The organism is Meiothermus sp. (assembly GCF_025056915.1).
GTDB lineage: Bacteria > Deinococcota > Deinococci > Deinococcales > Thermaceae > Meiothermus.
In genome coordinates this window covers 1-26,467 of record NZ_JANWVH010000038.1, presented here as the reverse complement: position 1 = coordinate 26,467, position 26,467 = coordinate 1, and the positions used below count along the sequence as shown (strand labels likewise).

The 26,467-nt window shown below is 64.1% G+C and carries 22 protein-coding genes; 12 read left to right on the top strand and 10 right to left on the bottom strand.

The genetic code is table 11. The features are described 5' to 3' along the window. Window positions 1–127 precede the first annotated feature (127 nt). Together cysS and NZN28_RS07870 are read right to left on the bottom strand one after the other, a co-directional pair. On the bottom strand, window positions 128–1,573 hold the full coding sequence (gene cysS, locus NZN28_RS07875; RefSeq protein ID WP_295396988.1) for a cysteine--tRNA ligase: 1,446 nt from the start codon (window positions 1,571–1,573) through the stop codon (window positions 128–130). A 167-nt stretch (window positions 1,574–1,740) separates the two neighbouring features. Next, a complete protein-coding gene (locus tag NZN28_RS07870) occupies window positions 1,741–2,178 on the bottom strand; it encodes a type II toxin-antitoxin system RatA family toxin (RefSeq protein WP_295396986.1) in 438 nt (145 codons plus the stop codon). Window positions 2,179–2,379: 201 nt separating this feature from the next. Between NZN28_RS07870 and NZN28_RS07865 the strand changes: the two genes are divergently transcribed. Both NZN28_RS07865 and NZN28_RS07860 read left to right on the top strand, forming a co-directional pair. Next, a complete protein-coding gene (locus NZN28_RS07865; RefSeq protein ID WP_295396984.1) occupies window positions 2,380–3,612 on the top strand; it encodes an aminopeptidase in 1,233 nt (410 codons plus the stop codon). 85 nt (window positions 3,613–3,697) lie between these two features. Next, complete coding sequence (locus NZN28_RS07860) at window positions 3,698–7,588, top strand: DUF4332 domain-containing protein (RefSeq protein ID WP_295396982.1); 3,891 nt, start codon at window positions 3,698–3,700, stop codon at window positions 7,586–7,588. Between the two features lie 243 nt (window positions 7,589–7,831). On the opposite strand, the gene ispG is transcribed toward NZN28_RS07860, so the two are convergent. Together ispG and NZN28_RS07850 are read right to left on the bottom strand one after the other, a co-directional pair. Next, window positions 7,832–9,055 carry a flavodoxin-dependent (E)-4-hydroxy-3-methylbut-2-enyl-diphosphate synthase gene (gene ispG, locus NZN28_RS07855; RefSeq protein ID WP_295396980.1) on the bottom strand — a complete coding sequence of 408 codons (1,224 nt, stop codon included), beginning with the start codon at window positions 9,053–9,055 and terminating at the stop codon, window positions 7,832–7,834. Window positions 9,056–9,417: 362 nt separating this feature from the next. Next, window positions 9,418–9,972 (bottom strand): DUF177 domain-containing protein, encoded by a 555-nt coding sequence (locus tag NZN28_RS07850; protein WP_295396978.1) that lies wholly within the window; start codon window positions 9,970–9,972, stop codon window positions 9,418–9,420. Window positions 9,973–10,097: 125 nt separating this feature from the next. Between NZN28_RS07850 and rocF the strand changes: the two genes are divergently transcribed. From rocF to NZN28_RS07830, 4 genes are all read left to right on the top strand, one after another. After that, a complete protein-coding gene (gene rocF / locus NZN28_RS07845; protein ID WP_295396976.1) occupies window positions 10,098–10,991 on the top strand; it encodes an arginase in 894 nt (297 codons plus the stop codon). 21 nt (window positions 10,992–11,012) lie between these two features. Beyond that, window positions 11,013–11,714, top strand: coding sequence for a 1-(5-phosphoribosyl)-5-[(5-phosphoribosylamino)methylideneamino]imidazole-4-carboxamide isomerase (hisA, locus tag NZN28_RS07840; protein WP_295396974.1), 702 nt, complete (start codon window positions 11,013–11,015; stop codon window positions 11,712–11,714). A gap of 30 nt (window positions 11,715–11,744) precedes the next feature. Continuing rightward, window positions 11,745–12,056: a LapA family protein gene (locus tag NZN28_RS07835; RefSeq protein ID WP_295396973.1), complete on the top strand. Its 312-nt coding sequence runs from the start codon at window positions 11,745–11,747 to the stop codon at window positions 12,054–12,056. Between the two features lie 76 nt (window positions 12,057–12,132). Further along, complete coding sequence (locus tag NZN28_RS07830) at window positions 12,133–14,076, top strand: DHH family phosphoesterase (RefSeq protein WP_295396971.1); 1,944 nt, start codon at window positions 12,133–12,135, stop codon at window positions 14,074–14,076. Here NZN28_RS07830 and NZN28_RS07825 read toward each other — a convergent pair. The 4 genes from NZN28_RS07825 to NZN28_RS07810 all read right to left on the bottom strand — a co-directional run bounded on the left by NZN28_RS07825 (window position 14,043) and on the right by NZN28_RS07810 (window position 18,568). Then, window positions 14,043–14,702: a hypothetical protein gene (locus NZN28_RS07825; RefSeq protein WP_295396969.1), complete on the bottom strand. Its 660-nt coding sequence runs from the start codon at window positions 14,700–14,702 to the stop codon at window positions 14,043–14,045. The two genes, NZN28_RS07830 and NZN28_RS07825, sit on opposite strands and share 34 nt — an antisense overlap. Window positions 14,703–14,705: 3 nt before the next feature. Beyond that, on the bottom strand, window positions 14,706–17,312 hold the full coding sequence (locus tag NZN28_RS07820; protein ID WP_295396968.1) for a valine--tRNA ligase: 2,607 nt from the start codon (window positions 17,310–17,312) through the stop codon (window positions 14,706–14,708). A 416-nt stretch (window positions 17,313–17,728) separates the two neighbouring features. Further along, window positions 17,729–17,875, bottom strand: coding sequence for a hypothetical protein (locus tag NZN28_RS07815; RefSeq protein WP_295396965.1), 147 nt, complete (start codon window positions 17,873–17,875; stop codon window positions 17,729–17,731). Window positions 17,876–17,890: 15 nt separating this feature from the next. After that, window positions 17,891–18,568 carry a GGDEF domain-containing protein gene (locus tag NZN28_RS07810; protein ID WP_295396963.1) on the bottom strand — a complete coding sequence of 226 codons (678 nt, stop codon included), beginning with the start codon at window positions 18,566–18,568 and terminating at the stop codon, window positions 17,891–17,893. Window positions 18,569–18,750: 182 nt separating this feature from the next. Between NZN28_RS07810 and NZN28_RS07805 the strand changes: the two genes are divergently transcribed. Together NZN28_RS07805 and NZN28_RS07800 are read left to right on the top strand one after the other, a co-directional pair. Then, window positions 18,751–19,800 carry an Mrp/NBP35 family ATP-binding protein gene (locus NZN28_RS07805; protein WP_295396961.1) on the top strand — a complete coding sequence of 350 codons (1,050 nt, stop codon included), beginning with the start codon at window positions 18,751–18,753 and terminating at the stop codon, window positions 19,798–19,800. A 7-nt stretch (window positions 19,801–19,807) separates the two neighbouring features. Further along, window positions 19,808–20,419, top strand: coding sequence for an ArsR family transcriptional regulator (locus NZN28_RS07800; protein ID WP_295396959.1), 612 nt, complete (start codon window positions 19,808–19,810; stop codon window positions 20,417–20,419). Here the strand turns inward: NZN28_RS07800 and NZN28_RS07795 are convergent. Beyond that, window positions 20,416–21,021, bottom strand: a complete 606-nt coding sequence (locus NZN28_RS07795) for a nucleoside triphosphate pyrophosphatase (protein ID WP_295396956.1) — start codon at window positions 21,019–21,021, stop codon at window positions 20,416–20,418. The two genes, NZN28_RS07800 and NZN28_RS07795, sit on opposite strands and share 4 nt — an antisense overlap. Window positions 21,022–21,064: 43 nt before the next feature. Next, complete coding sequence (locus tag NZN28_RS07790; RefSeq protein WP_295396953.1) at window positions 21,065–22,192, bottom strand: phospholipase D-like domain-containing protein; 1,128 nt, start codon at window positions 22,190–22,192, stop codon at window positions 21,065–21,067. 520 nt (window positions 22,193–22,712) lie between these two features. Here NZN28_RS07790 and NZN28_RS07785 point away from each other — a divergent pair. The 4 genes from NZN28_RS07785 to NZN28_RS07770 all read left to right on the top strand — a co-directional run. Next, window positions 22,713–23,351, top strand: coding sequence for a TetR/AcrR family transcriptional regulator (locus NZN28_RS07785; protein ID WP_295396951.1), 639 nt, complete (start codon window positions 22,713–22,715; stop codon window positions 23,349–23,351). Next, complete coding sequence (locus tag NZN28_RS07780) at window positions 23,344–23,805, top strand: methylated-DNA--[protein]-cysteine S-methyltransferase (protein ID WP_295396949.1); 462 nt, start codon at window positions 23,344–23,346, stop codon at window positions 23,803–23,805. The genes NZN28_RS07785 and NZN28_RS07780 overlap by 8 nt, the downstream gene beginning before the upstream one ends. A gap of 212 nt (window positions 23,806–24,017) precedes the next feature. Beyond that, the gene (locus NZN28_RS07775) at window positions 24,018–25,868 is read left to right on the top strand and encodes a S9 family peptidase (protein ID WP_295396990.1); all 1,851 of its coding nucleotides are present in this window, start codon (window positions 24,018–24,020) and stop codon (window positions 25,866–25,868) included. Between the two features lie 57 nt (window positions 25,869–25,925). Further along, window positions 25,926–26,467, top strand: a 542-nt coding sequence (locus NZN28_RS07770) for a DMT family transporter (protein ID WP_295396947.1), incomplete at its 3' end; no start/stop codon positions are given.

Here is a 26,467-nt window from a genome sequence, read left to right as displayed (position 1 = left end):
GGTGAGGCACGCTTGTCTGCGTTGCGTCTGGGCCGAGACGCATGTGTTCGAGTTTCCAGTCAGCCACTGTTCTGTTCAGAAACAGGCGTTTTCGAACTCGAAGGGCTCATAACATGTGAAGAGCGCTCTAAATCTCCACCTTCCACTTGGGGCCTTCGCGGGTGTCCTCGACCACCACGCCCAGTTCGGTCAGGCGGTCGCGAATCCGATCCGACAGGGCAAAGTTGCGGTTGCGGCGCGACTCTTCCCGAATCTCGAGCAGTAGCCCCACCAGGCCCTCGAGCAAAGCACCCCCCAACTGGTTTTCCAGTACCCGAGGAGGGAACAACCCCAACACCCCCTCACCCAGCTCTGAAAAAACCTTTTCGGCCTTTAGCAGGCTCTCCTTGCCGGGCCGCTCCGCGAGGGCCTTGTTGAGCTCGGTGACGAAGTTAAACAGGGCGGCGATGGCCTGGGGGGTGTTCAGGTCGTCGTCCAGGGCCTCGGCAAAGGCGTGCTCCACCGCCTCCACCGCCCGCTCCAGGCCAGGGTGTTTGCCACCGGGTGCTGTGTGAATCAGCCGGTGCACCTCCCGGTAGGCATTCAACAAGCGCAGGTAGCCGTTCTTGGCGGCCTCGAGGCCCTCGTCGGTAAAGTCCAGCACGCTGCGGTAGTGGCTGTTGAGCAAATAGAAGCGGATGTACATGGGCTCGTGCTTGGCCCGTAGCTCAGCCAGCGAGACCAGGTTGCCGGTGCTCTTGGCCATCTTCTGCCCGTTCAGCAGCACGTGGTAGTGGTGCATCCAGTAGCGGGCAAAGGGGTGCCCGGCGGCTTCGGCCTGGGCAATTTCGGCCTCGTGGTGGGGGAACTGCAAATCCACGCCACCGGCATGGATATCGAAGCCATCGCCCAGGTACTTGAGGCTCATGGCCGAGCACTCGATGTGCCAGCCCGGAAACCCTACCCCCCAGGGCGAGTTCCAGCGCATCAGGTGCTCGGGGTCGGCCCGCTTCCACAGGGCAAAGTCGCGGGGGTCTTCCTTTTCCTCGCGCACCTCGACCCGCGCCCCGGCCTCCTGTTCTTCGATGTCGCGGTTGGAGAGTTTGCCAAATCCAGGCCAGCTCCGCACGCGAAAATACACCGAACCGTTGGCCACGTAGGCGTGGCCACGCCGGATTAGGGTTTCGGTCAGCTCAATCTGCTCGGGGATGTGCCCGGCGGCCCGGGGGGTGATATCGGGGCGCAGCACGTTAAGGGCCTGCATCTCGTCGAAATAGCTCCACATGTATTTTTCGGCCACTTCCATCGGCTCCAGGCGCTCGAGCTTGGCCCGGCGCTGGATCTTGTCCTCGCCCGCGTCGGCGTCATCGGTGAGGTGGCCCACGTCGGTGATGTTGGAGACAAAGCGCACCTTGTAGCCCTGGTGGCGCAGCCAGCGCCGCAGCACATCGTAGACGATGGGGCCTCGAGCGTGGCCGAGGTGGGGGTCGGAGTAAACCGTAGGGCCGCAAACATAGATGCCCACATAGCCGGGGGTGGCCGGCGCGAAGGTCTGTTTGGCCCTGGCCAGGGTGTTATAGATTTGCAATGGCATGGAGATGCTCCGTTCGTAGGGGATTGGGGCGATTTTGCGCGGCTGGCTCGGCTGAGAGGCGCCTGGCTATGAAAAAAGCCGGGTTGGCGGCCCAAGGCACACCATATCCCCGGCGGGAGCGGCAACTTAACATCGCAAAGCCAGCGACATGCCCTGAGTATAGCACCTCAGGCCGTGGTGCAGCGTTCCTTCAGGCCGCGCAGCAGGTCGTCTATGTTTTCCTGCATCAGTTTCCTGACCAGTTTTTGCAGCAGGCCGCCAAAAATGGGGATGTTGAGCTCGTACTCGAGCTTGAGCACCGCTTTGGTGCCCTGGCCCTCGGGCAGAAAGGTCCACGAACCCCGGTAGACGTCGAAGTCGCCCTCCTTGCTATCGAACTCGTTGCGAAACTCGGCATCGAACCAGCGTTCATCCTCAATCCAGTGCACCTTTTTGCCCATCGCCACGGCAACAAAGCGGGTGCGCGAGGTGCTGCCATGGTCCTCGAGCACCTCCAGGGTTTCCACGTCTTTGAGGTAGGGTTTGAGGCCCGCTAAGTCCCGGGCGGCGGCGTAAACCTCGTGGGGGGGTTTGGGGATATAAAGTTCGGACATCACTTCCGGCATAGGGCTAGTTTACACGCTCGAGGCTGGGTTTCTCCGCACGCCTGGGGGCCAGGGCCTTCCGGGGCTTTGGCCGGGCCTGAGCGGTTGGCCCCAAAGTGAACCCCCAGCTACAGGGCTTTTGGCCGTGCTGGATGGATAATGCTTGGCCCAACCCAAAAGGCGACTCTACCCCGAAGGCCAGGCTAGGGTAGGCTTTAGGGCATGTCAGCAGATTTCGAGGAAAAGCTGCGGCGGTTTGCCGAGGTTGCGGTCAGGGTCGGGGTAGGGCTTCAGCCGGGGCAGAAGCTTTTTGTGAACGCCCATATCGAGGCCCTCCCGCTCACCCGGCTGGTGGTGGAGGAAGCCTACCGGGCGGGCTCGAGGCTGGTGGTCACCCAGCTCTACGACGAGCAGCTCAACCTGGCGCGTTTTCGCTACGCCCCACGGGACTCGTTCCAGGAGTACGCCAGCTTCATGGTCGAGGCCCGGCTCAAAGCCCTGGACGAAGGCTACGCCTGGCTCAGCATCGTGGCCGACGACCCGGAGATTCTGCGCGGCCAGGACCCCGAGCTAATCCGGGTGGCTTCGCAGACCGCAGCCCGGCAGAGCAAACCCTTCTCGGAGCGAATCAGCAGCTTTGCAACCAACTGGTGCATCATCGGGGCCGCCTCGCCGCGCTGGGCCCGGCTGGTTTTTCCCGATGAACCTCCGGCCCGCCAACTTTCCCGGCTCTGGGAGGCCATTTTCAAGGCCTGCCGGGTGGAGGAGGCCGACCCGGTGGCGGCCTGGATGGCCCACGCCGAGCGCCTCGAGCGCCGGGTGCAAAAGCTCAACGCCAGGCGCTATGCCGCCCTACACTTCCGGGGGCCCGGCACCGACCTGTACGTCGGGCTGGCCGAGGGACACCTGTGGGCCGGCGGGGCCGGGCGGGCACAGAACGGGGCCCGCTGCATTCCCAACCTGCCCACCGAGGAGGTGTTTACCACCCCCCACCGCGAGCGGGTGGAGGGCTGGGCCCAGAGCACCAAGCCCCTGAGCCTGCACGGCCACCTGCTCGAGGGCATCCGGGTTCGCTTTGAACAGGGCCGGGTGGTGGAGGCCCACGCCGAAACGGGCCAGGCCATTTTGCAGCACCTGCTCGAGACCGACGAGGGCGCCCGGCGCCTGGGCGAGGTGGCCTTGGTACCCCACAGCTCCCCCATCTCGCAGACCGGACTGCTTTTTTACGAGGCCCTCTACGACGAAAACGCGGCCAGCCACATCGCCTTGGGGGCCAGCTACGATGAATGCCTGGAAGAAGGCGCAAGCCTCACCCTAGAGCAAAAACGCGCGCGCGGGGCCAACGACAGCCTGATTCACCTGGACTGGATGATTGGCTCAGAGCACGTGGACGTGGACGGCCTGACCCAGAGTGGCCTGGCCGAACCGCTGATGCGGCAGGGGGAGTGGGTATAGGAAGCCTGGTATGGGCTTGGCCCAGGCCCTATCTGCCCTCGCCCGTACATACTGCTGTTAGACTTTGCTCGTGCGGAGGTGTCCTATGAGCCACCAACGGTCGCGCCTGGGTGTGTTTGAGTTTCATATATCCGCTCGAGCGAGGGACTACTACCAGTTCGACCTCGCGCTGTTCTCGCTCAGCGGGAACGTGATTTTTGCCAACTTTGAGGCAGCCCGGCGCTTCGCCGAGGCTATGAACGCCAAGCGCGACCTGGTGCGCCACCCCGAGCAGGCCGTGAGCGCCAGCCAGATTAATGCGATGGGCCTGATAGACGAGATGTTGCACTTTGTGGTGCGGCAATACCTGGAAGAGCATCCGAGCGTGATTCAACAAGCGCTGACCGACCTCGAGTCTAGGGTCGGCCCGGACGAGCTGGACAAAACCCTGCGGGCCTTTGCCACCGAGTTTCCGCCGATTCGGGTCTACCGGGGCGAGCAGAGCCTGGAGTCGTATCTGGCCGATGCCACCGAGGGCCGCTCCAACCGCGAAATTCTCCTGGAAGAAATGCTACTGCTCTGGATGGCCAACGCCAACCCCGCCTTCAACCCGTTCCTGGAGCTGTTCGATGACACAAACCTGGAACGCACCACCGCCTACCTGCCCATCATCCAGGGTCTGGAAAATTTCTTTGAGGGTCAGCCGGCCTTTTCTGAAACGGGCCTCTCGCTTTTCAAGACGCTGCGCCTGCCGGCTTTGCAGCACCCCGACTCCCTCGAGGCCCAGCTCGAGTTCCTCTTGAGGCGCTTCGGGGGCCGCCTGGGGCGCTTCTACTACCGGCTCCTGATTGGCCTGGACGTAATCCGCGAGGCGCAGCGCTCCTTTGCTGTACCCGTCCACTTCGACCAGCCGGGTGGCGCAGGCGCCGAACATCAGATGCTCGACCTCAGGCGGCTGACCCTGGAGCCCGAGCCCGAAGCCTTCAGCCCCGACCTGGACTGGATGCCCCGCTGCGTGCTATTGGCTAAAAACACCTACGTCTGGCTGGATCAGCTCTCCAAAAAGTACCGCCGCGAAATAAGCACCCTTGACCAGATCCCCGAGGAAGAGCTCGAGCTCCTGCAAAGCTGGGGTGTGACCGGCTTGTGGCTGATTGGCCTGTGGGAGCGGAGCAAGGCCTCCCGGCGCATCAAGCAGATGATGGGCAACCCCGACGCGGTGGCCTCGGCCTACTCGCTCTACGATTACGTGATTGCGCGGGACTTGGGCGGCGAGGCCGCCCTCCAGGTGCTCCGAGAAAAAGCCGCCCGGCACGGTATTCGCCTGGCCTCGGACATGGTGCCCAACCACGTGGGCATTGACGGGCGCTGGGTCATAGAGCACCCCGACTGGTTCATCAGCCTCCCCTACCCCCCCTACCCGAACTACACCTTCAACGGGCCGGACTTATCGGAGGATGCGCGGGTCAGCATTTTCCTGGAAGACCACTACTACGACCGGTCGGATGCGGCGGTGGTGTTCAAGCGGGTGGATCGCCAGACCGGCGATACCCGCTACATCTACCACGGCAACGACGGCACCGCCATGCCCTGGAACGACACCGCCCAGCTCAACTACCTCAACCCCGAGGTGCGCGAGGCGGTGATCCAGACCATCCTGCACGTGGCCCGGCAGTTCCCCATCATCCGCTTCGATGCGGCCATGACCCTGGCCAAGCGCCACATCCAGCGGTTGTGGTGGCCTGAGCCGGGCGGCTCGCCCTGGGGGGCCTCCATCCCCAGCCGGGCCGAGCACGCCATGACCAGGGAACAGTTCGATGCTGCCATGCCGGTGGAGTTCTGGCGCGAGGTGGTGGATCGGGTGGCTGTAGAGGCGCCGGATACGCTGCTTCTGGCCGAGGCCTTCTGGATGATGGAGGGCTATTTCGTGCGCACTTTGGGCATGCACCGGGTCTACAACTCGGCTTTCATGAATATGCTGCGCGACGAGAAGAACGCCGAGTACCGGCAGATTATGAAAAACACCCTCGAGTTCGAGCCGGAAATCCTCAAGCGCTTCGTGAACTTTCTCAACAACCCCGACGAGAAAACCGCCGTGGAGCAGTTTGGCAAGGGCGACAAGTACTTCGGGGTGATGACCCTGTGCGCGACCCTGCCGGGCCTGCCCATGCTGGGCCACGGTCAGGTCGAGGGTTTCACCGAGCGCTACGGGATGGAATACCGCCGCGCCTACTACGACGAAACCCCCGATCAGGGCCTGGTGGACTACCACTACCAGCAGATTTTTCCCCTCCTCAAGAAGCGATACCTCTTCGCCGAGGTGGAGAACTTCGTGCTGTACGACGCGCTCTCGGGCGACTCGGTCAACGAGGATGTGTTTGCCTTCTCCAACCGCGCCGGGCGTGAACGGGCGCTGGTGGTCTATCACAACAAAAACGCCCACACCTCGGTTCGAATCCAGCGCTCGATAGCCCAGCCCTTCAAAACCGGGCCCGCACGCGAGACCCGCCAGGTGGCCCTGGGCGAGGGGATGCAGCTCAGCTTCGACCAGCGCACCTTCTCGGTTTTCCGCGACCTGGCCACAGGCCTCGAGTTCATCCGCAACAACCGCGAACTCCACGAGGAGGGGCTCCAGCTAACCCTGGGCCCCTACCAGCGCATGGTGCTCCTGGAATGGCGGGAGGTCTACGACCACGATGGCCTCTATGCCCGGCTGGCCCAGATGCTGGGCGGGCAGGGGGTGCCCAGCCTGGATGAGGCCCGGCAGGAGCTGTGGCTGGAGCCCATCCTGCGACCTTTCCGCGCGCTGGTGAACCCCGGCCTGTTCCGGCGGTTGCTGGATGGCGAGGGGCTCCAAGCCCTCGAGGGGGAGCTGCAAGACCGGCTGCGGGCGCTCTACGGGGGCGTTGAGGCCCACCAGGGCCGCCCGCCCACTCTGCCGGTGTCCGAGGTGCTGCGTCGGCTGAAAGGGGTGCTGGAGGTGGCCGAGCGCTCCAACCTGCTCACGATGGGCGCACTTTTAGGCTGGGTCTTCACGCAGGGTCTGGGGCCCACCGAGGCCCATACCCCCCTCGAGGAGTGGCGCCTGGGGCGGGTTCTGGAGCAAACCCTCATCGAGCTGGGCCTGGGCGAGGGCGAGGCGCGGCGCTCGGTGGGCCTGACCAAGTTGCTCGTGGCTCACCCCGAGCTGGCCCAGAACCCTGGCCTGCTCGGTCAACGGATGCCAGGGCTGCTACAGGATTCCGATGTGCAGGGCTTCTTGCAAATCAACCGCTTCGAGGGCAAGGTTTACTTCAATCGGGAAGCCCATCAAGCCTGGCTCGAGGGGCTCAGCCAGCTGTCGCTGGCCCTGGCCGCCTCCGAAGGCGAGCCTCCCTCAAAGCTAAAGAAGCAAGGCCGCGCCTGGTCGGCCCTGACCGCCAAACTCAGCAAAGCGGCGGCCTCGTCGGGGTTTGTGGTAGAGCAGTACCTGGCCCAAATTGCGCCCGGGCCAAGCCGCGCGCGCAAGTCCGGGGCGAAGAAGAGCGGTTCCGGGCGGGGTCAGGCCCAGCCATCGGCCCCATCCAGCGGTTCCAAAGCCGCGCAAACCAAAGCGCCGGCCCGAAAATCTGCTGCCGCCAAGCCCCCAACGGCGGCTCCGGCAAAAGCCACACCCGCGCAAGGAACATCCAGGAAAAAGGGCTCAAAGCGCCAGTCCACTGCCACATCCGGCGAAGCCCAAAGCCGCCCCCCCAAACCCGCCCCCGACGACCTGACCCGCATCAAAGGGATTGGCCCCAAAATGTCGGCAGCCCTGCACAGAGCAGGCATCACCACTTTTGCCCAGCTGGCCAAAGCCAGGCCAGAAACCCTGAGAGCCGCCCTGGCCGCCGCTAACCTGCGATTTGCCCCAAGCCTCCCCACCTGGGCCAAACAGGCCGCCTTCCTGGCCCAAGGCGATGAGAAAGGCTTCGCGGCCTACACCCAAAAACTCGCCGCCGCACGGGAAAAGCAGTAGGCCTCCACAGGCCTTTTTTGCTTTCGGCCTTTATCGCGCCCTTCACAGACGTGGCCGCCCACGAAAACGAGAAGGGACAAGTGTCTGCGTTGGGTCTGGACCGAGACGCATGTTTTCGAGTTTCCAGGCCGCCACTGTTCTGTCCAGGACAAAGTTATGGTCGAATGGCTCTGAATATGTCAAGAGCGCTCTAACTAGCTCACCGTGCCAGTGGCGTTGTATGGGCTTTTATGCGACACGGCACTAAGCCGGCTGCTTGCCGAAGCGCTTCTGGATATACTCCTCCACCATGCCCATAAACTCCTCGGCGATGCGGTCGCCCTTGAGGGTGGTGGCCAGTTGCCCATCAATGTAAACCGGGGCGCGGGGGGCCTCGCCGGTGCCCGGCAGCGAGATGCCGATGTCGGCATGCTTGGACTCGCCGGGGCCGTTCACCACACACCCCATCACCGCCACCTTCAGGTTCTCGACCCCAGGGTAGAGGGTCTTCCAGACCGGCATCTGGGCATTGAGGCGGGTGGATACCTGAAGGGCCAGTTCCTGGAAGAAGGTGCTGGTGGTGCGCCCACAGCCCGGGCAGCTAGCTACGCTGGGCGTAAACTGCCGCACCCCGATGGACTGAAGGATTTCCAGGGCCACCTCCACCTCCTTGGTACGGGGCTCGCCGGGAGCGGGGGTAATGGAGACCCGGATGGTATCGCCAATCCCCTCGGCCAGCAGGGGAACCAGACCCGCCGTGCTGCTCACAATGCCGCTCACCCCCATGCCGGCCTCGGTCAGCCCCAGGTGCAGGGGGGCTCTTGTGCGCTTGGCCAGCTCGCGGTAGACCCACCACAGGTCGGGGGCGTTGGAAACCTTGGCCGAAAGGATGATTTTGTCCTCGGTCAGGCCGTACTTGAGGGCCCAGTCGTAGCTGCGAACCGCCGACTCTACGATGGTCTCGAGCGTGACCTGGTGGGCGTCTTTGGGATTGGGCCGGGCCGCGTTGGCCTCCATCATCTCGTCCAGCAACCCGGCGTCCAGCGAGCCCCAGTTCACCCCAATCCGCACCGGCTTGCCGAACTCCACCGCCACCTCGCACATGGTCTTGAAATTGGGGTCTTGCTGCTTGCCCTTGCCCACCGTACCGGGGTTAATGCGGTACTTGTCGAGTGCCCGGGCCATCTCGGGGTATTTGCGCAGCAAGATGTGCCCGTTGAAATGGAAGTCGCCCACCAGCGGCACCTCCACCCCCAGGTCGGCCAGGCGGCGCTTGATTTCGGGCACGGCTTGGGCGGCCTCGTCGTTGTTGACCGTCATGCGCACGACCTCGGAGCCGGCTTTGGCCAGCGCCCAGACCTGGCCCACGGTGGCCTCGATGTCGGCGGTGTCGGTATTGGTCATGGATTGCACAACGACCGGATGGTCGCCCCCCTTGGGCACTTTGCCCACCCAGACCGTTGGTGTTTTGCGGCGGTTCACTACCATGTTTCAAGTCTAATATCCCCGGGTGGGGCAAAAAGTAGACCAGGGTAGGGGTTGACCGGGCTCGAGCGGAGGGCTTTTCTTTCGTCCATGTCCGGCAAAACCCCCGATTGCCCGGTTAGGCCAGCTCAAGCCATCTGTCGGAGAGCAGGCTTCCACCCAGGGGAGCAGGCCGGCTCGAGCGATTGCGGTTTCCGTTGTTGGGCCGGATACCAACTTCAGGCGTATTGCCCAGTCGAAAAGATACCCATACAGGCCCACAGATTCCAAAATTGCCCTTACGCAAGTTCAAACGGACTACTGCCTATGACGGGTATTTGGGCCCTGTGTGGCAAAGGCCCGGAATGACCCTGTCGAAGTTCCGCTCAATCCTTCAAATCGCCCATCAACTTCGAAAGTGCGGCCCCCAGTCGGGTCTGGGGTTTTTCGTGGTGGCCGCAATCGACTTCGTTGAGGTTGGCCCCACAAACCGGACACAGGCCCTTGCAGTCGGCTTTGCAGAGGGTGGTGAAGGGCAGCTCGAGGGCAAAGGCTTCACTCAGCAGCGGCCCCAGGTCGAGGTCGGGGTGACCAAAGAGCAGGATTTCTTCTTCGTCTTCTTCGATGGCCTGGAGCTCTGCGAGGCCGGGCTGGTAGCGCAGCATGTATTGAAAATGGGCGCGCACCGGGGTCGGTGTGGGGGTCAGGCAGCGGCGACACTCCAGAATGGCATAGCCCGCGATCTCACCCGAAAGCCAGAACTCCTGCCCACCTTCGCCTTCCAGGCGGGTCACGGCGACTTTCCACTGGGTTGGGCCTTCCAGGGGAATATGCTCTTTTTCCAGGCTGATGTAGTCCAGAATCTCGCCCCGCGCGTCGGTGCTGCCACCTTCCCGCATCAGGCGCGATAGGTTGATGCTCTGAATGTGCATTTCGTTCATTTTCCTAAAGCCTACGCTGGGCGTAGCTCTTTACTGTAGCGCCGAAAAGGCCGGGGGTCAAGGGCACCGGATTGCATCTATTATCGGTGCTTGGTGGCCCCCCTTCAACAGTAGACTTATGGCGTATGAAGCAGATTGGTATTGTGGGTGTTCCGATGGATCTGGGCCAGGGGCGGCGCGGGGTGGATATGGGGCCCAGCGCCATCCGCTATGGGCGCTTGCAGGAGGTGCTCGAGGGCCTGGGCCACCAGGTGCACGACTATGGCGATATAAAGGTGCCGGTGGTGGAGAGCTTGCGCCAGCAGCGGGAGCAGGGGGGGATGGGCTACCTCGAGGCCATCCGCGCGGTCTGCCAGGACACCATCGAGACCCTGGCCCGGATGCCCGCCGAGGTGTTTCCCATTGTGCTGGGTGGCGACCACTCCATCGCCATGGGTTCGGTCACGGGGGCTGGCCGGGGGGGGCGCATTGGGGTCATCTGGGTGGATGCCCATGCCGACTTCAACACCCCCCAGACCAGCCCCAGCGGCAATATTCACGGAATGCCCCTGGCCCACCTGTGCGGCCTGGGCGATGCCCGCCTGGTGAACCTGGGCCACCCCGGCGCCAAGGTGCGCCCCGAGGACGTGGTGCTCATCGGGATTCGCAGCCTGGATGCGGGCGAGGTCGCACTGCTGCGGGAGCGGGGGGTTACGGTCTATACCATGAAAGAAGTGGATGTGCAGGGCATCCCGGCCATTGCGGCGCAGGTGACGGAAAAGTTTCGGGGCTTCGAAAGGGTGCACCTTTCCCTGGATGCCGATGTGCTGGACCCCGAGATTGCTCCAGGGGTGGGTACCCCGGTGGCCGGGGGTCTGACCTACCGCGAGGCCCATCTGTTGATGGAACTCCTGGCCGATGCCAGTCTCGTCACCAGCCTGGACCTGGTCGAGGTGAACCCCATCCTGGATGTGGCCAACCGCACCGCCCGGATGATGGTCGAGCTTGCGAGCAGCCTCCTGGGCAAGAAGATTTACTAAAGGGCCTGATACAATCCCCCCGTGTGGGTGATTCCGGCAGTGGATATTCAGTCCGGGCGGGCGGTGCGCCTGTTTGAAGGCGACCCCAACCGGGAAACCGTCTATTACGACAACCCAGTGGAGGCCGCCCTGCACTGGCAAGAACAAGGGGCCCCCCTGCTGCACCTGGTGGACCTGGATGCGGCTACGGGCCGGGGACAAAACCGGGCCGTGCTGCGGGCCATCGCCGAGTCCATCGCCATCCCGTTTGAAGTAGGGGGTGGGGTACGCAGCGTGGAGGCGGCCCGGGAGCTTTTAGCCCTGGGGGCCAGCCGGGTGGTAGTGGGCACGGTGGCGGTAAAGGCGCCGGACGTGCTGGAACAGATGCTCGGGGCGTTTGGGCCTGAGCGGGTGGTGGTGAGCCTGGATGCCCGGGGCCTCGAGGTGGTGGTCTCGGGCTGGGCCGAGGAAACCGCCCTTGGGGTGCAGAGCCTGGCCCTGCGAATGTGGGCCATGGGGGTGCGCACCCTGATTTATACCGATGTGCGGCGGGATGGAACCCTGGCCGGGCTGGACCTCGAGGTGGTGCGGGAGGTTCGTGCGGCCTGGCCGGGCTTCTTGATTGCAGGCGGGGGCATTGCCTCGGATGCCGACCTGCTGGGTTTGCAAAGCCTGGGGGTGGAAGGGGCCATCACCGGCAAGGCCCTTTACGAGGGCCGCATTGACCTGAAAAAGTGGGCCTGAACCCGCAGCGCCCTGGGGTAAACTGCTGATATGAAAGTCCTGAATGGGCTGGCTTTCCTGATTGTGCTGGTGGTTGCCGTGCTCACCTGGGCTCTGTATGCCCTGGAGCCGGGGCTGTTGCTGGGCACCCCCTGGGGCCAGGTGCACCTGGTGTTCCTGCTGTGGGGGGCCTTTGGGCTGGGCCTGGTGGTGATGGGTTTGTATGCCTTCACCGGCTGGGTGAACGCCCAGGCAGCCCTGGGCAGACGCAACCGTGAGCTGCGCCAGCTCAAAAGCGAGCTCGAGGCACTCAAAAAGCAACACCCCGAGGAAACCCCGGTCATTCCCGACCGGCTCCCCTGAAGACCCATTCTGCCCGGTAACCTTTTGGCTTTCAGCCCTGAGCCTTCGGCTCTCGGCAGTGTGTAGGAGACCCTGGATGACCTGGAAGTTCCGCCCCTGGCCCCCTGTTTCCGAGCTTCGCCCCCTGGTCGAGCAGCTGGGTATCCCGCCTTTGGCCGCGGCGGCCTTCTGGAACCGGGGCTTTCGCCGCAAGGAAGACCTCGAGCCTCCCCTGAAGCTTTTGCCCCTGGAGGGGCTAGAGACGGCGGCCCGGCGAATCATCGAGGCGCTGGAGCGGGGCCAGCGCATCCGGGTGCACGGCGACTACGACGCCGACGGCCTGACCGGTACGGCGGTCTTGCTTAATGGCCTGAGCCGGCTGGGGGCCAACATCCACGCCTTCATTCCCCACCGCCTGGGCGAGGGCTACGGGGTTTTGATGGAGCGGGTGCCCGAGCACCTGGAAGCCTGCGAGCTGTTCATCACCGTGGACTGCGGCATCAGCAACCACGCCGAGCTAAAAGAACTGGTCGAGAACGGGGTTTCGGTGCTGGTCACCGACCACCACTCGCCCGGGGCTACCCCCCCGCCGGGCCTGGTTGTGCACCCGGCCCTCTCCCCCCGGCTCCAGGGTGAGGCCCATCCCACCGGCTCGGGGGTGGCCTTTTTGCTGCTGTGGCAGGTTTACGAGCTGCTGGGCCACCCGCCGCCCCTGGAGTATGCCGACCTGGCCGCCATCGGTACGGTGGCCGATGTGGCCCCCCTGAAGGGCTTCAACCGGGCTTTGGTGCAGGAGGGGCTGCGCCGCCTGCGGGGTTCGGCCCACTTGGGCCTGAAGGTGCTGGCCGCCGAGCACTGCCGCGAGTTCAGTGCGGGCGAGATTGCCTTTCGCCTTGCGCCCCGCATCAACGCGGCCTCGAGGCTGGGCCAGGCCGAGGTGGCCCTGCAACTGCTCACCACCCAGGATCTGCTTCAGGCCCGCCCCCTGGCCGAGCACCTGAGCCGGCTCAACCAGCAACGGCAGCGCATCGAGGAGGAGATGCTACAGCGCATCTGGCCCACCATAGACCCCAGCCAGCCAGCGCTGGTGATCCACGATGCCCAGGGGCATCCGGGCGTGATGGGCATCGTGGCCAGCCGGGTGCTCGAGCGCTTCTACAAACCGGTCTTCATCATTGCCGAGGGCAAGGGTTCGGTGCGCTCCACGCCCGGCATCAGCGCGGTAGGGGCCCTGCGCCACGCGGCGCCTTACCTCCAGCGCTTTGGGGGCCATGCCCAGGCGGCAGGCTTCGCCATCGCCGAGACGAAGATTCCGGCCTTTGCCGAGGCAGTTCGGGCCTACGCCGCACAGTTTCCCGCCCCTGAGCCGGAACTGCTTCTGGATGGCTGGCTGGACGGGGAAGACCTGGAGGCGCTTCATGGGGCCTTAAAGCTACTGGAGCCCTTGGGGGAGGGCAATCCGGAGCCGCTTTTTTTCCTGCGGGGCCGGCCCGAGCAGGTGCGGGCCTTGAGTGAGGGCAAGCACCTCTCGTTCTGGCTGGGCGGCGTCCGGGTCATCAAATGGCGCGATAATGGCGGGCACCTGCCGGACGAACTCGAGCTGGCCGCCGGGCTGGTGCAAAGTGAGTGGAACGGGGAACGCTCCCTGGAGCTGCGGGCAGCGGCCTATCGCCCGGCGAGGCCGATGGCCGCTTGGGCGACCCCGGTGCCGTTTCGCGAGGCGGTTCACCGGGCCGTGGCCGAGGGGGCCCGGGTCTATGTACACGCCGAGGGGGCTGACTGGTTCAGAAGCCGTGGGGCCTTGGTGGTGAGCCCCGAGGAGGCCGCCTACTGGTTCAGCCTGCCGCAAACCCCCGTTCGCCCCCACAGGGTGCAGATTGCCCTCTCGGAGAAGGCCCTGAGCCGCTTGGAGGAAAGCCCCGACCCCCTGGTTCGGGCCCTGGGCCGGCGGGTGGCGGCGGCCTACCGGCTGGGCCTGGCTGCCCAGCTTGGCGAGAGCTTAGAGCGCTACTGGGAAGCGCTGGCTTGCGAGGTCTGCTGAGCCAGGGTTTGCAGCTCTTGCTGAAGGTTGTCGCGGGCGGGCTGCTCGAGGTGGGCGAAGGCATCGCTCTGGTAGATGCGCGCGCGGGACAAAAACCCCTGCAAGACCTGCGCCCGACGCTCGCGGAACAGGCTCTCCGGAACCCAGGCGTACTCCTGCCGGATGGCCCGGGCATAGGCCTGGTAAGTTTGGGGTTCGGCCCCCAGGATGGCCAGGTCGGCATCCAGAAACAGGGCGGTATCGGGATCGTCCGTGCGGTGGTTCTGCGTAGCCAGGATGATCCGGGTCACCCTCTCGACCAGCTCGGGGGCTGCGCCCAGGCGGGGCAGGCTTTCCTGGGCCAGCCGGGCGCTTTGTTCCTCGTTGTCGGCGCGGGTGGGGTCGTAGATGGCGTCGTGGAACCAGACCGCAAACTCCAGGTGGGGTTTGGCCGGCAGCAGCCGCAGGAGCGTATCCAGGTGGGCCAGGTTGTGGTAGCGGCGGTGCGGTTCGCTGTGGTGGGTCAGCAGGCGCTCGAGCAGGGGAAAGTGCGCCTCAGGGTCAGTCCCCAGTGATGCCAGTAGCGCCTGCCAGCGGGCTAAGAGCCGCTTGCGGCCCCCTGGCGGCAGCCTAAACCCAGCCTCCACAGGCTACCCCAGCCGGGCCAGGTTGTCGCGGATGCGCTCGAGCTGGGCTTTATTCTCCTCCAGCCGCTCCCGCTCGGCCTCCACCACCTCCGGTGCGGCCCGCTCCACAAAGCCGGGGTTGGAGAGCTTTTTCTGTCCCTGTTCGACCAGCTTTTCCAGCTCGGCCAGCCGCTTCTTCTGGCGCTCCAAAAAGCCTTTGAGGTCGCCTTTGGGCTGCAGGTAGACGGTGGCGCTGGGGGTGGCCTGGGCCACGGCCTTTTCGGGCTTGCCGAGCGAGGGCACAGCCCGGCCTAAAAAGCGGAACAAAGCCTGGTTCTCCAGTACAAAGCGGGCCCCTGGGCCCTCGAGCTGCACCGCGACCTCCTGCTGGGGGGGAATGCCCAGCTCGGCCCGCAGGTTGCGGGTGGCGGTGATGGTCTCCTGCAGGGCGCTGAAGGCTTTTTCCGCCTCCAGGTCGCGCTCCTTGGCGACCGGCCAGTCCTGCAGGGCCAGTTGCTGGGGGTCGCCGGTCAGGGTTTCATAAAGCTCCGAGGTGATGAAGGGCATGATGGGGTGCAGCAGCTTGAGCAGCGCGGCCAGGGTGGACCTCAGGGTTTCCAGGGTGGCCCGGTTGCCCTCCCGCAGGGCGGGTTTGGCGGCCTCCAGGTACCAGTCGCAGAACTCGCTCCAGACCAGCTCGTAGACCAGCCGGGCGGCCCGGCCCAGGTCGAAGGCCTCGTAGGCCTCGGTAATCTCGGCGATCCCTCGGTTCAGGCGGGAGTTCATCCAGCGGTCGGCCAGGGTGGGTTGGTCGGTGGAAGCGGGTCCCTGTTGGCCCTGTTGCATCAGCACAAACCGGGTCGCGTTGTAGAGCTTGTTGGCGAAGTTGCGGCCCTGCTCATAGCGGCGTTCGTCGTGGCGGATGTCCTGCCCGCCGGTGGCCAGGTAGTCCCAGGCGAAGCGGCAGGCGTCGGCCCCGTATTTGTCAATCAGCTCGAGGGGGTCAATGCCGTTGCCCTTGCTCTTGGACATCTTCTGGCCCCGGGCGTCCAGGTACAGCCCGTGCAGCACGATGGTGTGGAAGGGGGCCTTGCCGGTGAACTGGTAGCCCGACATCTGCATCCGGGCCACCCAGAAGAAGAGGATGTCGTAGCCCGTCACCAGCACGTCGGTGGGGTAGAACTTCTTGAAGTCGGGGGTTTCATCGGGCCAGCCCAGGGTGGAAAAGGGCCACAGGGCCGAGCTGAACCAGGTGTCGAAGACATCCGGGTCGCGCCTCAACTTCAGGTGGGCGTAGCGGGGGTCTTGGTCGCAGTCGAGGTCGGGGTTTTCGGGGTCGGGCACATATACGTTGCCTTCCTCGTCGTACCAGGCCGGAATCTGGTGGCCCCACCAGAGCTGCCGGGCGATGGCCCAGTCTTTGATGTTCAAAAGCCAGTCGCGGTTGACCTTCTCCCAGCGCTCGGGCACCAGCCGCATCTCGCCTTTCTCCAGCCCCTGCAGCACCTGTTCGGCCACCGGCTTCATGCGCACGAACCACTGTTCCAAAAGCATAGGCTCCACCGGGGCCTTGGTGCGGTCGGAGTAGCCCAAGGCGATGGTGTAGTCCTTGATTTCCCGGATATGACCGGCCTCTTCCAGGGCCTCGACCACCTGCTTGCGGGCCTGGAAGCGCTCCAGACCCCTGAAGGCCAGGGGCACCCGCTCCCCCGTAAGGTAGCCCTTCAGGTCAATCACGCTGGGCATCTCCAGGCCGTGGCGCTGGCCGATCTCGAAGTCGGTGGGGTCGTGGGCCGGGGTAATCTTGAGGGCCCCGGTGCCGAAGTCCATCAGCACCGCCTCGTCGGCAATGATGGGAATATAGCGCTCGGTCAGGGGGATGCGGGCTTTCTGGCCCAGAAGGTGGCGGTAGCGCTCGTCGGCTGGGTTCACCGCGATGGCCACATCGGCGAAGATGGTCTCGGGGCGCACGGTGGCAATCCGAATCTCGCCCCCTGCCTCCAGCGGGTAGGCCAGGGTGTAGAGCTTGCCCGGGGTGGGCTCCACGTTCACCTCGAGGTCGCTCACCACCGTCTGGGCCACCGGGTCCCAGTTCACGATGCGCTGGCCCCGGTAGGCCAGGCCCCGGTGGTAATACTCCACAAAGCTGCGCCGCACCGCGCGCGAAAGGCCCTCGTCCATGGTGAAGCGCTCGCGGCTCCAGTCGCAGGAAGCCCCGATGCGGCGCAACTGATAGAGAATGGTGCCGCCGTTTTTTTCTTTGAAGGCCCAGACCCGCTCCAGGAATTTTTCGCGTCCCAGGTCGTGGCGAGAGAGCCCCTCCTGGGCCAGCTCGCGCTCCACCAGCACCTGGGTGGTGATGCCGGCGTGGTCGGTGCCGGGCAGGTACAAAGCCTCGTAGCCCTGCATCCGCTTGAAGCGGATGATGGTGTCAATGATGGTGTTGTCCAGGGCGTGCCCCAGGTGCAGGTTGCCGGTCACGTTGGGCGGGGGAATCACGATGGTGAAAGGGCCTTTGCCTTTGCCTGCGTTCAGCTCGGGCTTGAGGGGGTTGCTGGCCCACTCCTGGGCCCAGCGCGGCTCCACGGTCTGGGGGTCGTAGGTTTTGGGCAGTTCTTTGGGTTCAATCATCCTCTCACCTCGGTAGCGCTGCATCGGCCTTGCGAGAAGGGCTCGGTGGCTGTTTCGGGCGGCCTTGGTGGGACGGGACTCGCCGAACTGTGTGAACCCCTCTTCGCGCCAGACCAGCCGAAGACAAAACGCCCGTGCAGCCAGTTCTGCACGGACGAGGGGCTTCCCCGTGGTACCACCGCGCTTCCGATGGGGTCTGGCGCTCAGAACACCTCGCACACCATCGGCGCTCTTGCGTGCTGTAACGGGCACTCCCGGCAGGCTCTACAGCCTAAGGCTTTCCTCCTGCAAGCTCGCGGGCGACGTTCGGTTTTTGGAGCGCCCGGATGCCCTTTCAGCCGCTGGGGCATCCTCTCTGAGGGGGCAAAAACCTACTCCTCCCGGTCAACGCAACCGCAGTATACCTCAGCAGCGCTTCAGAAGCCCAGGGTCAGTTCCAGAATCAGCCAGCCCAAAAAGAGGAGCGCCGAAACAATGGAGGTGACGTAGCGCACCAGACTCCTGTCTTTAATCTCGGTGGGGAGCCGGAGGTTCTTGAGCGGGTTCTTGGCCTGGCCGGTCATGACAGATCACTCCTTCTAGTAATACAGTCCGGGGAAGGTTTGATTGCGGCCCGAGCTTTTGGCCTCGGCCTGGAAACGGTCGGCGCGGGCCAGCACTTCCTGGGCGGTCGGCTCGTCGTCGCGGCCCGCAAAGCCCAGGCTGATGGTCACTTTGAGCTCGGGATGCAGCTGATTCCAGGGGTACTTGAGCACCGCTAACCGCAGCCGTTCACACACCCCAAAAGCCCGGTCACCGGTGATGCCGCGCAGAATCAGGGCAAACTCCTCCCCTCCGATTCGTCCAGCTACGTCCGAGGCCCGCAGGGCTTTGCGCACCAGCTGGCCCATGCGGCGCAGTACCTCATCGCCTGTGGTGCGGCCAAAGCGTTCGTTGATTGACCCAAAGCCATCCAAATCGAAGGTGACCACGGTGAAAACTTCTCCACTGGCAAAAACCCGCTCGAGGGCCTTTTCGAACGCGGGCCGGCCCGGCAGTCCGGTCAGGGGGTCGTCGTCTTGGGCGCCATAGCCCTCGAGCAGTGGGCTGCGGGCGCTGAGCAGGCTCTGGTTGCGCTCTTCCACCAACCGCTGTGCCGATAGAAGCGCCTCTTTGAGGGACTCGAGGTTTTGGCTGGATTGAAGGATTTGCTCGCGCATCTGCTCGAGCAGATGCACCAGTTTCAAGTCCTCATCGCGGAGCTTATCGGTACTCATACTTGGAGCGGATTATATGCAGCGCAGTACCCAAAACCTGTGAAAAATAACCATTACCTCGGGGGAGGGCCTGCCCAAAAGTTATCCACCATCGGATGGATTGACATTCTGTGCTTCGGGCCTGTCTAATGTGATGTTAGCCCCGTTCGTCGGAGCATTTCCAGGCATAATCTGAATTCGAGATGAGTGCGCTCACCGAAAGCTCGGTACTGGAAGCCCTTAAGACCGTTCACGACCCCGAGCTTCACAAAGACCTGGTGTCGCTGGGGATGGTCGAAAAAATTCGGGTAGATGGAGCCAGGGTAGCGGTCAAAATCAACCTGACCACCCCGGCCTGCCCGCTCAAGGAGCAAATCGAGGGGGAGGTGCGGGCCGCCATTGGCAGGATCGGCGCTTCCGAGATTGAAGTGCACTTCGGGGCCCAGGTGCGTGCCCCGCAGAACCTGCCCCTGCCGGGCATCAAGCACATGGTGGCCGTTGCTTCGGGCAAAGGGGGGGTTGGAAAGAGCACCGTGGCCGCCAACTTGGCGGTGGCCCTGGCCCAGGATGGAGCCAGCGTAGGTCTGCTGGACGCCGACATCTACGGCCCCAGCCAGGCCCAGATGTTTGGAATCCAGGCCGAGAAACTCCGGGTAGATGAGCACAAACGCATGGTGCCCATCGAGCGCTACGGCATTAAACTTGTCAGCATCGCCAACATCGTACCGCCGGGTCAGGCCATGGTCTGGCGGGGCCCCATTTTGCACGGCACCATCAAGCAGTTCCTGCAAGAGGTGGCCTGGGGCGAGCTTGACTACCTGATCATTGACCTGCCCCCTGGCACGGGCGACGTGCAGCTTTCGCTCTCTCAACTGACCCGGCTTTCGGGGGGGCTGATCGTCACCACCCCGCAGGACGTGGCCCGGATTGATGCCGAACGCGCCGTGGATATGTTCAAGCGGGTGCAGGTGAACATCCTGGGCGTGATTGAAAATATGTCCTACTTTGAACAGGGCGGCCAGAGAACCCACATCTTCGGAGAAGGTGGAGGGCGCAGGATGGCCGAGCAGTACAAGACCGCCTTCCTGGGCGAGATTCCCATCGCGCTCTCGGTGCGGGAGGGGGGGGACGGCGGCGTGCCGGTGGTGGTGGGGGCCCCGCAGTCGCCTGAAGCCGAAGCCTTCCGCCAGGCGGCACGGAACCTGGCGGGTCAGCTATCGGTGCAGTCGTACCTGTTGCTGCCGATGGCCTAGGGGTGTTATGGCCTTGGGCATGGGTGAAACCAAACTGCGCATCCTGGAGACCCTGCGCTCGAGGTCAAGCTGTGCGGGCTCGCTGGCCGAGACGCTGGGCATTTCCAAGGTGGCGGTACACCGCCATCTGGAAGACCTCGAGCGCGAGGGATTGGTGCGGGCCCGCCTGGAAAAAAACGAGGGCCGGGGCCGCCCCAAACAGGTCTATCAGGCGGTGGACGAGCAGGCCCCCTATGCGCGCATGTGCGCGGATGTGCTCACCCACCTCAAAGAGCTTTTTGGCGAAGGGCTGGTGCTGGAGGTACTGACCCGGCGCAACAACAAGCTGCTCGAGGAGCTTTTGCCCCAGCTGGAGGGGCTAACCCTGGAGCAAAAAATCTACCGCCTGTCCGAGTTCCTCACACATCAGGGCTACCAGGCACGTTTTTACTTCGAAAACGGGGCCTGGTATCTGGAGCAGGGTCGTTGCCCCAAGCTGGCCCTCTCCATGGAGCACAGCGAGTTTTGCCACGCCGAACTTGAAATGTACCAGAAACTGCTGGGTGTTCCGGTGGTTCGCGAGGAGCGCATTGCCGCCGGGGGCGACTGCTGCCGCTACCGGATTGAGGGGGAGGGCTAGGTTCGGCGGGCTTCGCCGAAGTAGCCTAGCTGCTGAAGGCGCTGCCAGACCCGGCTGACCGGCAGCCCCATCACCGTGTAGAAATCGCCCTCAATGCGCTCGATGAGCACCATGCCCAGCCCCTGAGCCCCGTAGCCGCCGGCCTTGTCGAGCCCCTCGCGGCTTTCGGCATACCACTCCAGCTCCCACTCTTGCAGGGGGCGGAAGGTGACTTCTGTCGCGACCACCTCGCTGTGCGGCCCTCCTTCTGGGTGCAGGATGGCAAAGCCCGTGTAAACCGTGTGGGTGCGGCCCGCAAGCCGACGCAAAAAGGCCTTGTTCTCTTCGACATCCTTCGGTTTGCCGAGGGCTTCGCCGCCTATGGCCACCACAGTGTCGGCGGCCAGCACCCACTGCTCTGGCTGCCAGACGGCCTGGGCTTTTTGTGCGGCCAGCGCCTCCGCCATTTGAGCGGGCTCGAGGTGCCTTAAAGCCTCTTCGTCCACATCGGCTGGGCGCACCTCAAAGGGCAGCGAAAGCCGCTGGAGTAGCTCTGCCCGACGGGGGCTCTGCGAGGCCAGAACCAGGGTGGGGAGGGCAGGCCCATCTGGGCTCAGGAACATGAACTTTGTGCTTGGGCTTTCCATGGATGATAACTAAAGCCTCCTACAGACGGCTTCCGGCCCGCCAGTTGGCCTCCACCTCCCGCAAGTAGCGCTGGGCCAGGGCGCTGTCCCGCAAAATGAGCAGGTTTTCGTTGTTGCGACCATAGCCGGAGCTGGTGAAATTGTAGCTGCCCGTGACCACCCACTCGCCATCCACCACCATTACTTTATGGTGCATGGTGTAGGGGTTGCCGTCTTTGCGCACGTCAATACCGGCTTGCTTCAGGGTTTCGTCCCTCGAGTTTTCCAGGTTGCGCGCATCAATCACCGCCCGTACCCGAACCCCGCGCCGATGGGCCTGAACCAGCGCCTCGACTATGCGGGCATCGGTCAGGACAAAGGCGGCAATCCAGATTTCCCGATGGGCCCGCTTTAGCAAGCTGAGGATGGCCTCCCGGCCCTTGCGGCCTCCTGCCGGGCTAAAGTAAACGGTGCCTTCGGTGGAGCCAATCTGGAAACGCTCAAAGCGGCCCAGACCGCTTTCCTGGCCTGCGAAAATGGTGTCGAACTCGGCCCGGTAGACATCCACCAGACCCCGAACCGGTAGCCACAGGCTGTTCTCGTTGTTGCGCGCAAAGGCATTCCAGGTCAGGTTGGTGCTGCCGGTCCAGACCCCCCGCTCGTCAATCAGCACAAACTTGTGGTGCATCAGGGCGTTGTTGCGGCTGTCGTAGCAGACCTGAACCCGCTGCAAGGTTTCGCAGCGGGCCTGGCTGGTGCTCTTCACGCCCAGGCTTTCGCGGGTTTCGCGGCGGTAATCGGAGTCGGCAAAGAGTCGCACGCGCACCCCCCGGGCGGCAGCCCGGGTGAGGGCCTGGCCAATCTCGCGGTCATCGAGCTCGAGCGCGGCCACCTCGATTCGGTTCTGGGCGGAATTAATCAGGCCCAGCAGGCGGTTTTTGGCCTCGCGCCCCTGCTGGGGGGCAAAGTAGAGCTCGAGGCCCCCTGCCGCTTTGTAAACCTCCGGAATCGGACGAAAGTAGGTATGCCAGACAAAATACCCCACCAGCCCCAGCAGCAGGAGAAACAACCAGATGCGGTCACCGCTTCGGCGAGCGCGGCGGCCCCCACCGGGCTCTAGCAGGCGCCTCAGGCCGGGCAGGAGGGTGTAAAGGAGACGGCGGTTCATAGCAGATGACTACTGTACAACCTAGAGCGCTCTTCACATATTGTGCGCCACTCGAGTTCGAGAAAGCCTGGTTCTGAACCGAACAGTGGCCGCCTGGAAACTCGAAAACATGCGTCTCGGCCCAGACGCAACGCAGACACTTGTTCCTTCTCGTTTTGGTGGGCGGCCACGTCTGTGAAAAGCGCGATAAGTTGCCACTCAGGACACCGTCGTAAAGAGACCCATACAGGCCCACAGATTCCAAAGAGGATAGCCCTCGAGCCCCTGGTTGGGGAGGGTATCGGACAAGACCCCCCATTGGCAGGTTGCATGAAGGGCCAGGTCAGCCACCCCACCTGGCTCCCCCACGAGGTGGGGCAGAGCGAGTCCAGGCGAGGATTGGCAGAATTCGCTCTCCGTGCGGCTGCGGTGGTACGGGCTTTTAGGCGGCAAGCCCCGGCCCTCTCGATGGCTTGGCAGCCGAATTCTTGCATCCTAAAGGTGACTGGCACATTTTATTGGACTTGGGTACAATCTCCACATGCTCAGTCTTCGGGAAAGGCAAAAGCTGCGTCGCCGTGACCGCATTTTCCGCACTGCCATCCACCTGTTCCGGGAGAAGGGGTTTCACCAGACCACCGCCACCGACATTGCCAAGGCCTCGCACGTTTCGCGCGGCACTTTTTTCAATTACTACGCCTATAAAGAAGCCGTCCTGCTCGATTTCGGCGCACAACTGCTGGGTGAATTGCGTGAAAAGGCTATGGCTGAGCTGGCCCAGGGAGCGCCTCCCCTCGAGGTCTTGCGCCGCCTGTGGGGCCGTCTGGCCGAGGTGAGCGAGCAGGAGCGGGTACTGCTCTCGCCCCTGGCCTACGAGCTCCTGAACCCGGACCCTGAGCGGGCCAAGAAGGCTTTTGAGTCGCTGCCGTTGGGAGACCTGATTGCCGACATCCTGCGTCCGCTCAAGCAGCACGGCCAACTGCGGGAAGATATGTCGCTGGAGCGCATCTCCCGCTCGATTGCCGATGTGTATCTGCTCTCGGCCCTGCGCTGGGCGGCCTATACCCCAGGGCGGCAGCTCAAGGACGAGATGACCAAGTTTCTGGACCTCATGCTGGAAGGGGCCGTCACCCGCGAGGGGGTCAAGCGCGAAAAAGCCGCCAGAGCCCAAGGTGTATAGCCTGCTGATGCCCACCCCCATAGGCCCTCTTTTTGCCAGGGCCGGCCAGCAGGCGCTGCTATCGGTGGAGCTATTGGTGCTGGGGGAGGGCCTGCCGGAGCGCCCCAACCGGCTTTTGCACAGCCTGGCCCGGCGGGTCGAGGGCTATTTTGCCGGGAAGGAAGAGACCTTTTTGGATATCCCCCTGGACTACACCGGCCTCGAGGCCCGGCGGATTGCCCTGTACGAGGAAGTCAGGCGTATTCCCCCCGGCGAAACCCGTAGCTATGCCCAGATGGGCCGCCTGTGCGGCCTGACCCCCCGCGCGGTGGGGGCCGCTATGCGGGCCTGCCCTTTCTTTCTGGTGGTTCCGGCCCAGCGGGTGATTCACGCCGATGGAAGCCTGGGTGGGTTTGCCGGGCGGGAAGGCCTCAAGGAGTGGTTGTTGAGGTGGGAGGGGGCCCGATTGGCCTGAGGGCTCTTCTCAAACTTTGAGCGACGTCGAGAAGGCTTTGTCCTGAACAGAACAGGGCCAGGAAACTCAAAACCCAAGCACCCTTGGGCCCGGCCCGCGCTAGGGTGCGCAGCGGGCATCTGGGCGCAGACGCATTCTCTTTTTCAGGGGCGGCCACGCCCCGGAAGAGCGCGATGGACTCCACTGACCCGCCGGTCAGGTAAAGTATGGGGGTGACAACCGAACTGCTGTATCAACTCCGTTTTCTATCCGAGCTGACCGAAGGCCCCGAGGGAAAGCCCCTTTTTGTTTACACCGATATCGAGCGGCCTGAAAAAGAGCCCCCCCGCTACCGCTCGCGCCTGGCGCTCTGGGACGGCCAGTTGCGCTGGCTAACCCAGGGCGAGGCCAAAGCGCCCGTCTGGCGCGGCAGCCACATCTACTTCACCCGCAAGGTGGACAAAGTGCCGCAGCTCTTTCGCCTGCCCCTCACCGGTGGCGAGCCCGAGCAGATCACCCGGCTCAAGGCAGGGGTGGAGGGTTACAAGGTAAGCCCCGATGGCAGCCGGATTGCCCTGCTGACTCGAGGCGACTACGAGCCACCCAAACCCGACGAACCCCGCATTTACGAGACCTGGCCGGTCAAGTTCGATGCCCGGGGCTTGTTGCCGGGACAACCCAGGGAACTATGGCTGTGGGAAGACGGGGCCACCAGGCCGCTGGTCAAACTCGCACAGGATGTGGAAGAGGCGGTCTGGAACGCAGGGGGAACCGGGCTGTACTTTACGGCTTCGGGTGCGCCCCAGGAGCGCTGGGCCTGGGTTCAGCGGGCTTATCAGGTGGGCCTAAATGGGCAGATGGAGGAACTCTTTGGCGGGGTGGGCCCCATCAGCGGCCTCGAGCCCACCCCCGAGGGGGGACTGGTCTACCTGGCCCATGCCTGGGAACGGGGGGGCGGCACGGAGTCCAGGCTCTACTACCGGGGGCCGGACGGAAACACACGCCAGCTGGCCGAGGGTTCCTTCCTCAACTCGGTGAACTCGGATATGCGCATGGGCGCCGGGGTACAAACCCCCAGGGTGGGGCCCGATGGGCGGGTGTATGTGGTGGTCACCCACCAGGGCTCGGCCCGCCTGCTGGCGGTGACGCTCGGTGGAGAGGCCCGCTTCTGCACTCCGGCGGAGCACAACATCCTGGGGTTTGCCTTCTGCGGCAACGACCTCTACACCCTATCGGAAAACTTCAACCATGGGGCTTGCCTGGCCCGCGAGGAAGAGATACTGTTCGACCCCAACGCAGGGGTGCTTCCCCCACTGCCCACCCCACAAGAGGTGCGCTACGAGGCGCTCGAGGGCCACACCGTGCAGGGCTGGGTGTTGCTGCCGGAAGGGGAGGGCCCGCATCCCGTGATTCTGTACATTCATGGTGGCCCCCACACCGCTTTTGGCAATGCCCCCATGCTGCAATTGCAGTTCTTCCGGGCCGCCGGCTATGCAGTGGCCTTCTGCAACCCCCGGGGCTCTACGGGCTACGGCCAGGACTACGCCGAGCTGGGCAAACGCTGGGGTGATATTGACGAAAATGACCTGCTGGGGTTTTTGGACTATGTGCTGGCCCGCTTCCCCCTGGATGCCAGGCGGGTGGCCGTGGCGGGGGGTTCGTATGGAGGATTCATGACCAACTGGCTGACCGCCCGGCACCCCGAGCGCTTCAAGGCCGCCGTGACCGATCGGAGCATCTGCAACTGGACCAGCTTCTACGGCGCTTCCGACATCGGGCCGCGCTTTACCTACCTGCAACTGGGGGCCAGGCCCTGGGAAAACCCCGAGGTGCTGTGGCAAAAAAGCCCTCTCTCGCTGGCGCACCAGGTACAAACCCCCACCCTGGTGGTGCACTCCGAGCAAGACCACCGCTGCCCCGTAGACCAGGGCGAGACCTGGTACACGGTCTTGCTGCAAAGGGGGGTGCCCACCCGCTTCTTGCGCGTGCCCGAGGAAGGCCACGAACTGAGCCGCTCAGGCCGCCCTGACCGGCGGGTGGCCCGGCTGAATGCTTATCTGGAGTGGTTCAGGGCGTATTTGTGAAGCGATGGGGGGCCAGGGGCACAGACCGGCCTCGCCTGATATACCCCTGCTGATTACATGAGCCCTTACCTGTTCCCCATTTACTCGGTGGTGGCCTGGGGCCTCAATTTTGCGCTGATGAAGGTGTTGGTGGCGCAGTTGCCGCCCCATGCCATGAACAGCCTGCGTACCCTCATCGCGGGGCTTATTTTCCTGCTATTGTGGCGCTTTCAGGAGCGGCTGACCGGGCGCGACTGGCTGATTGTGGGGGGTATCGGGATGTTGGGGAATGTGGCCTACCAGAGCTTGTTTTTGGAGGCGGTGCCGCGCCTTTCGGCCTCCTATAACACCATCGTGAGCAGCACCGGCCCGGTCTGGGTGGCCCTGATTGGGGCCTGGTGGTTGCGCGAGCGGCTTTCGCGCCTGGGGTATGCGGGCTTCGCCCTGTCGCTGTTGGGGGTGGGGGTGTTGAGCTGGGGGGAAGCGGGGCGGCTCGAGGGGCTGGGTGTGCTTTTCAGCCTGGGAGCGGCCCTGGTCTGGGCCATTTACACGGTGGCCTCGAGGGGGTTTGGCGAGCGCTACCGCCTGCTGACCTGGACCGGGGTCGGCTTCGTGGTGGG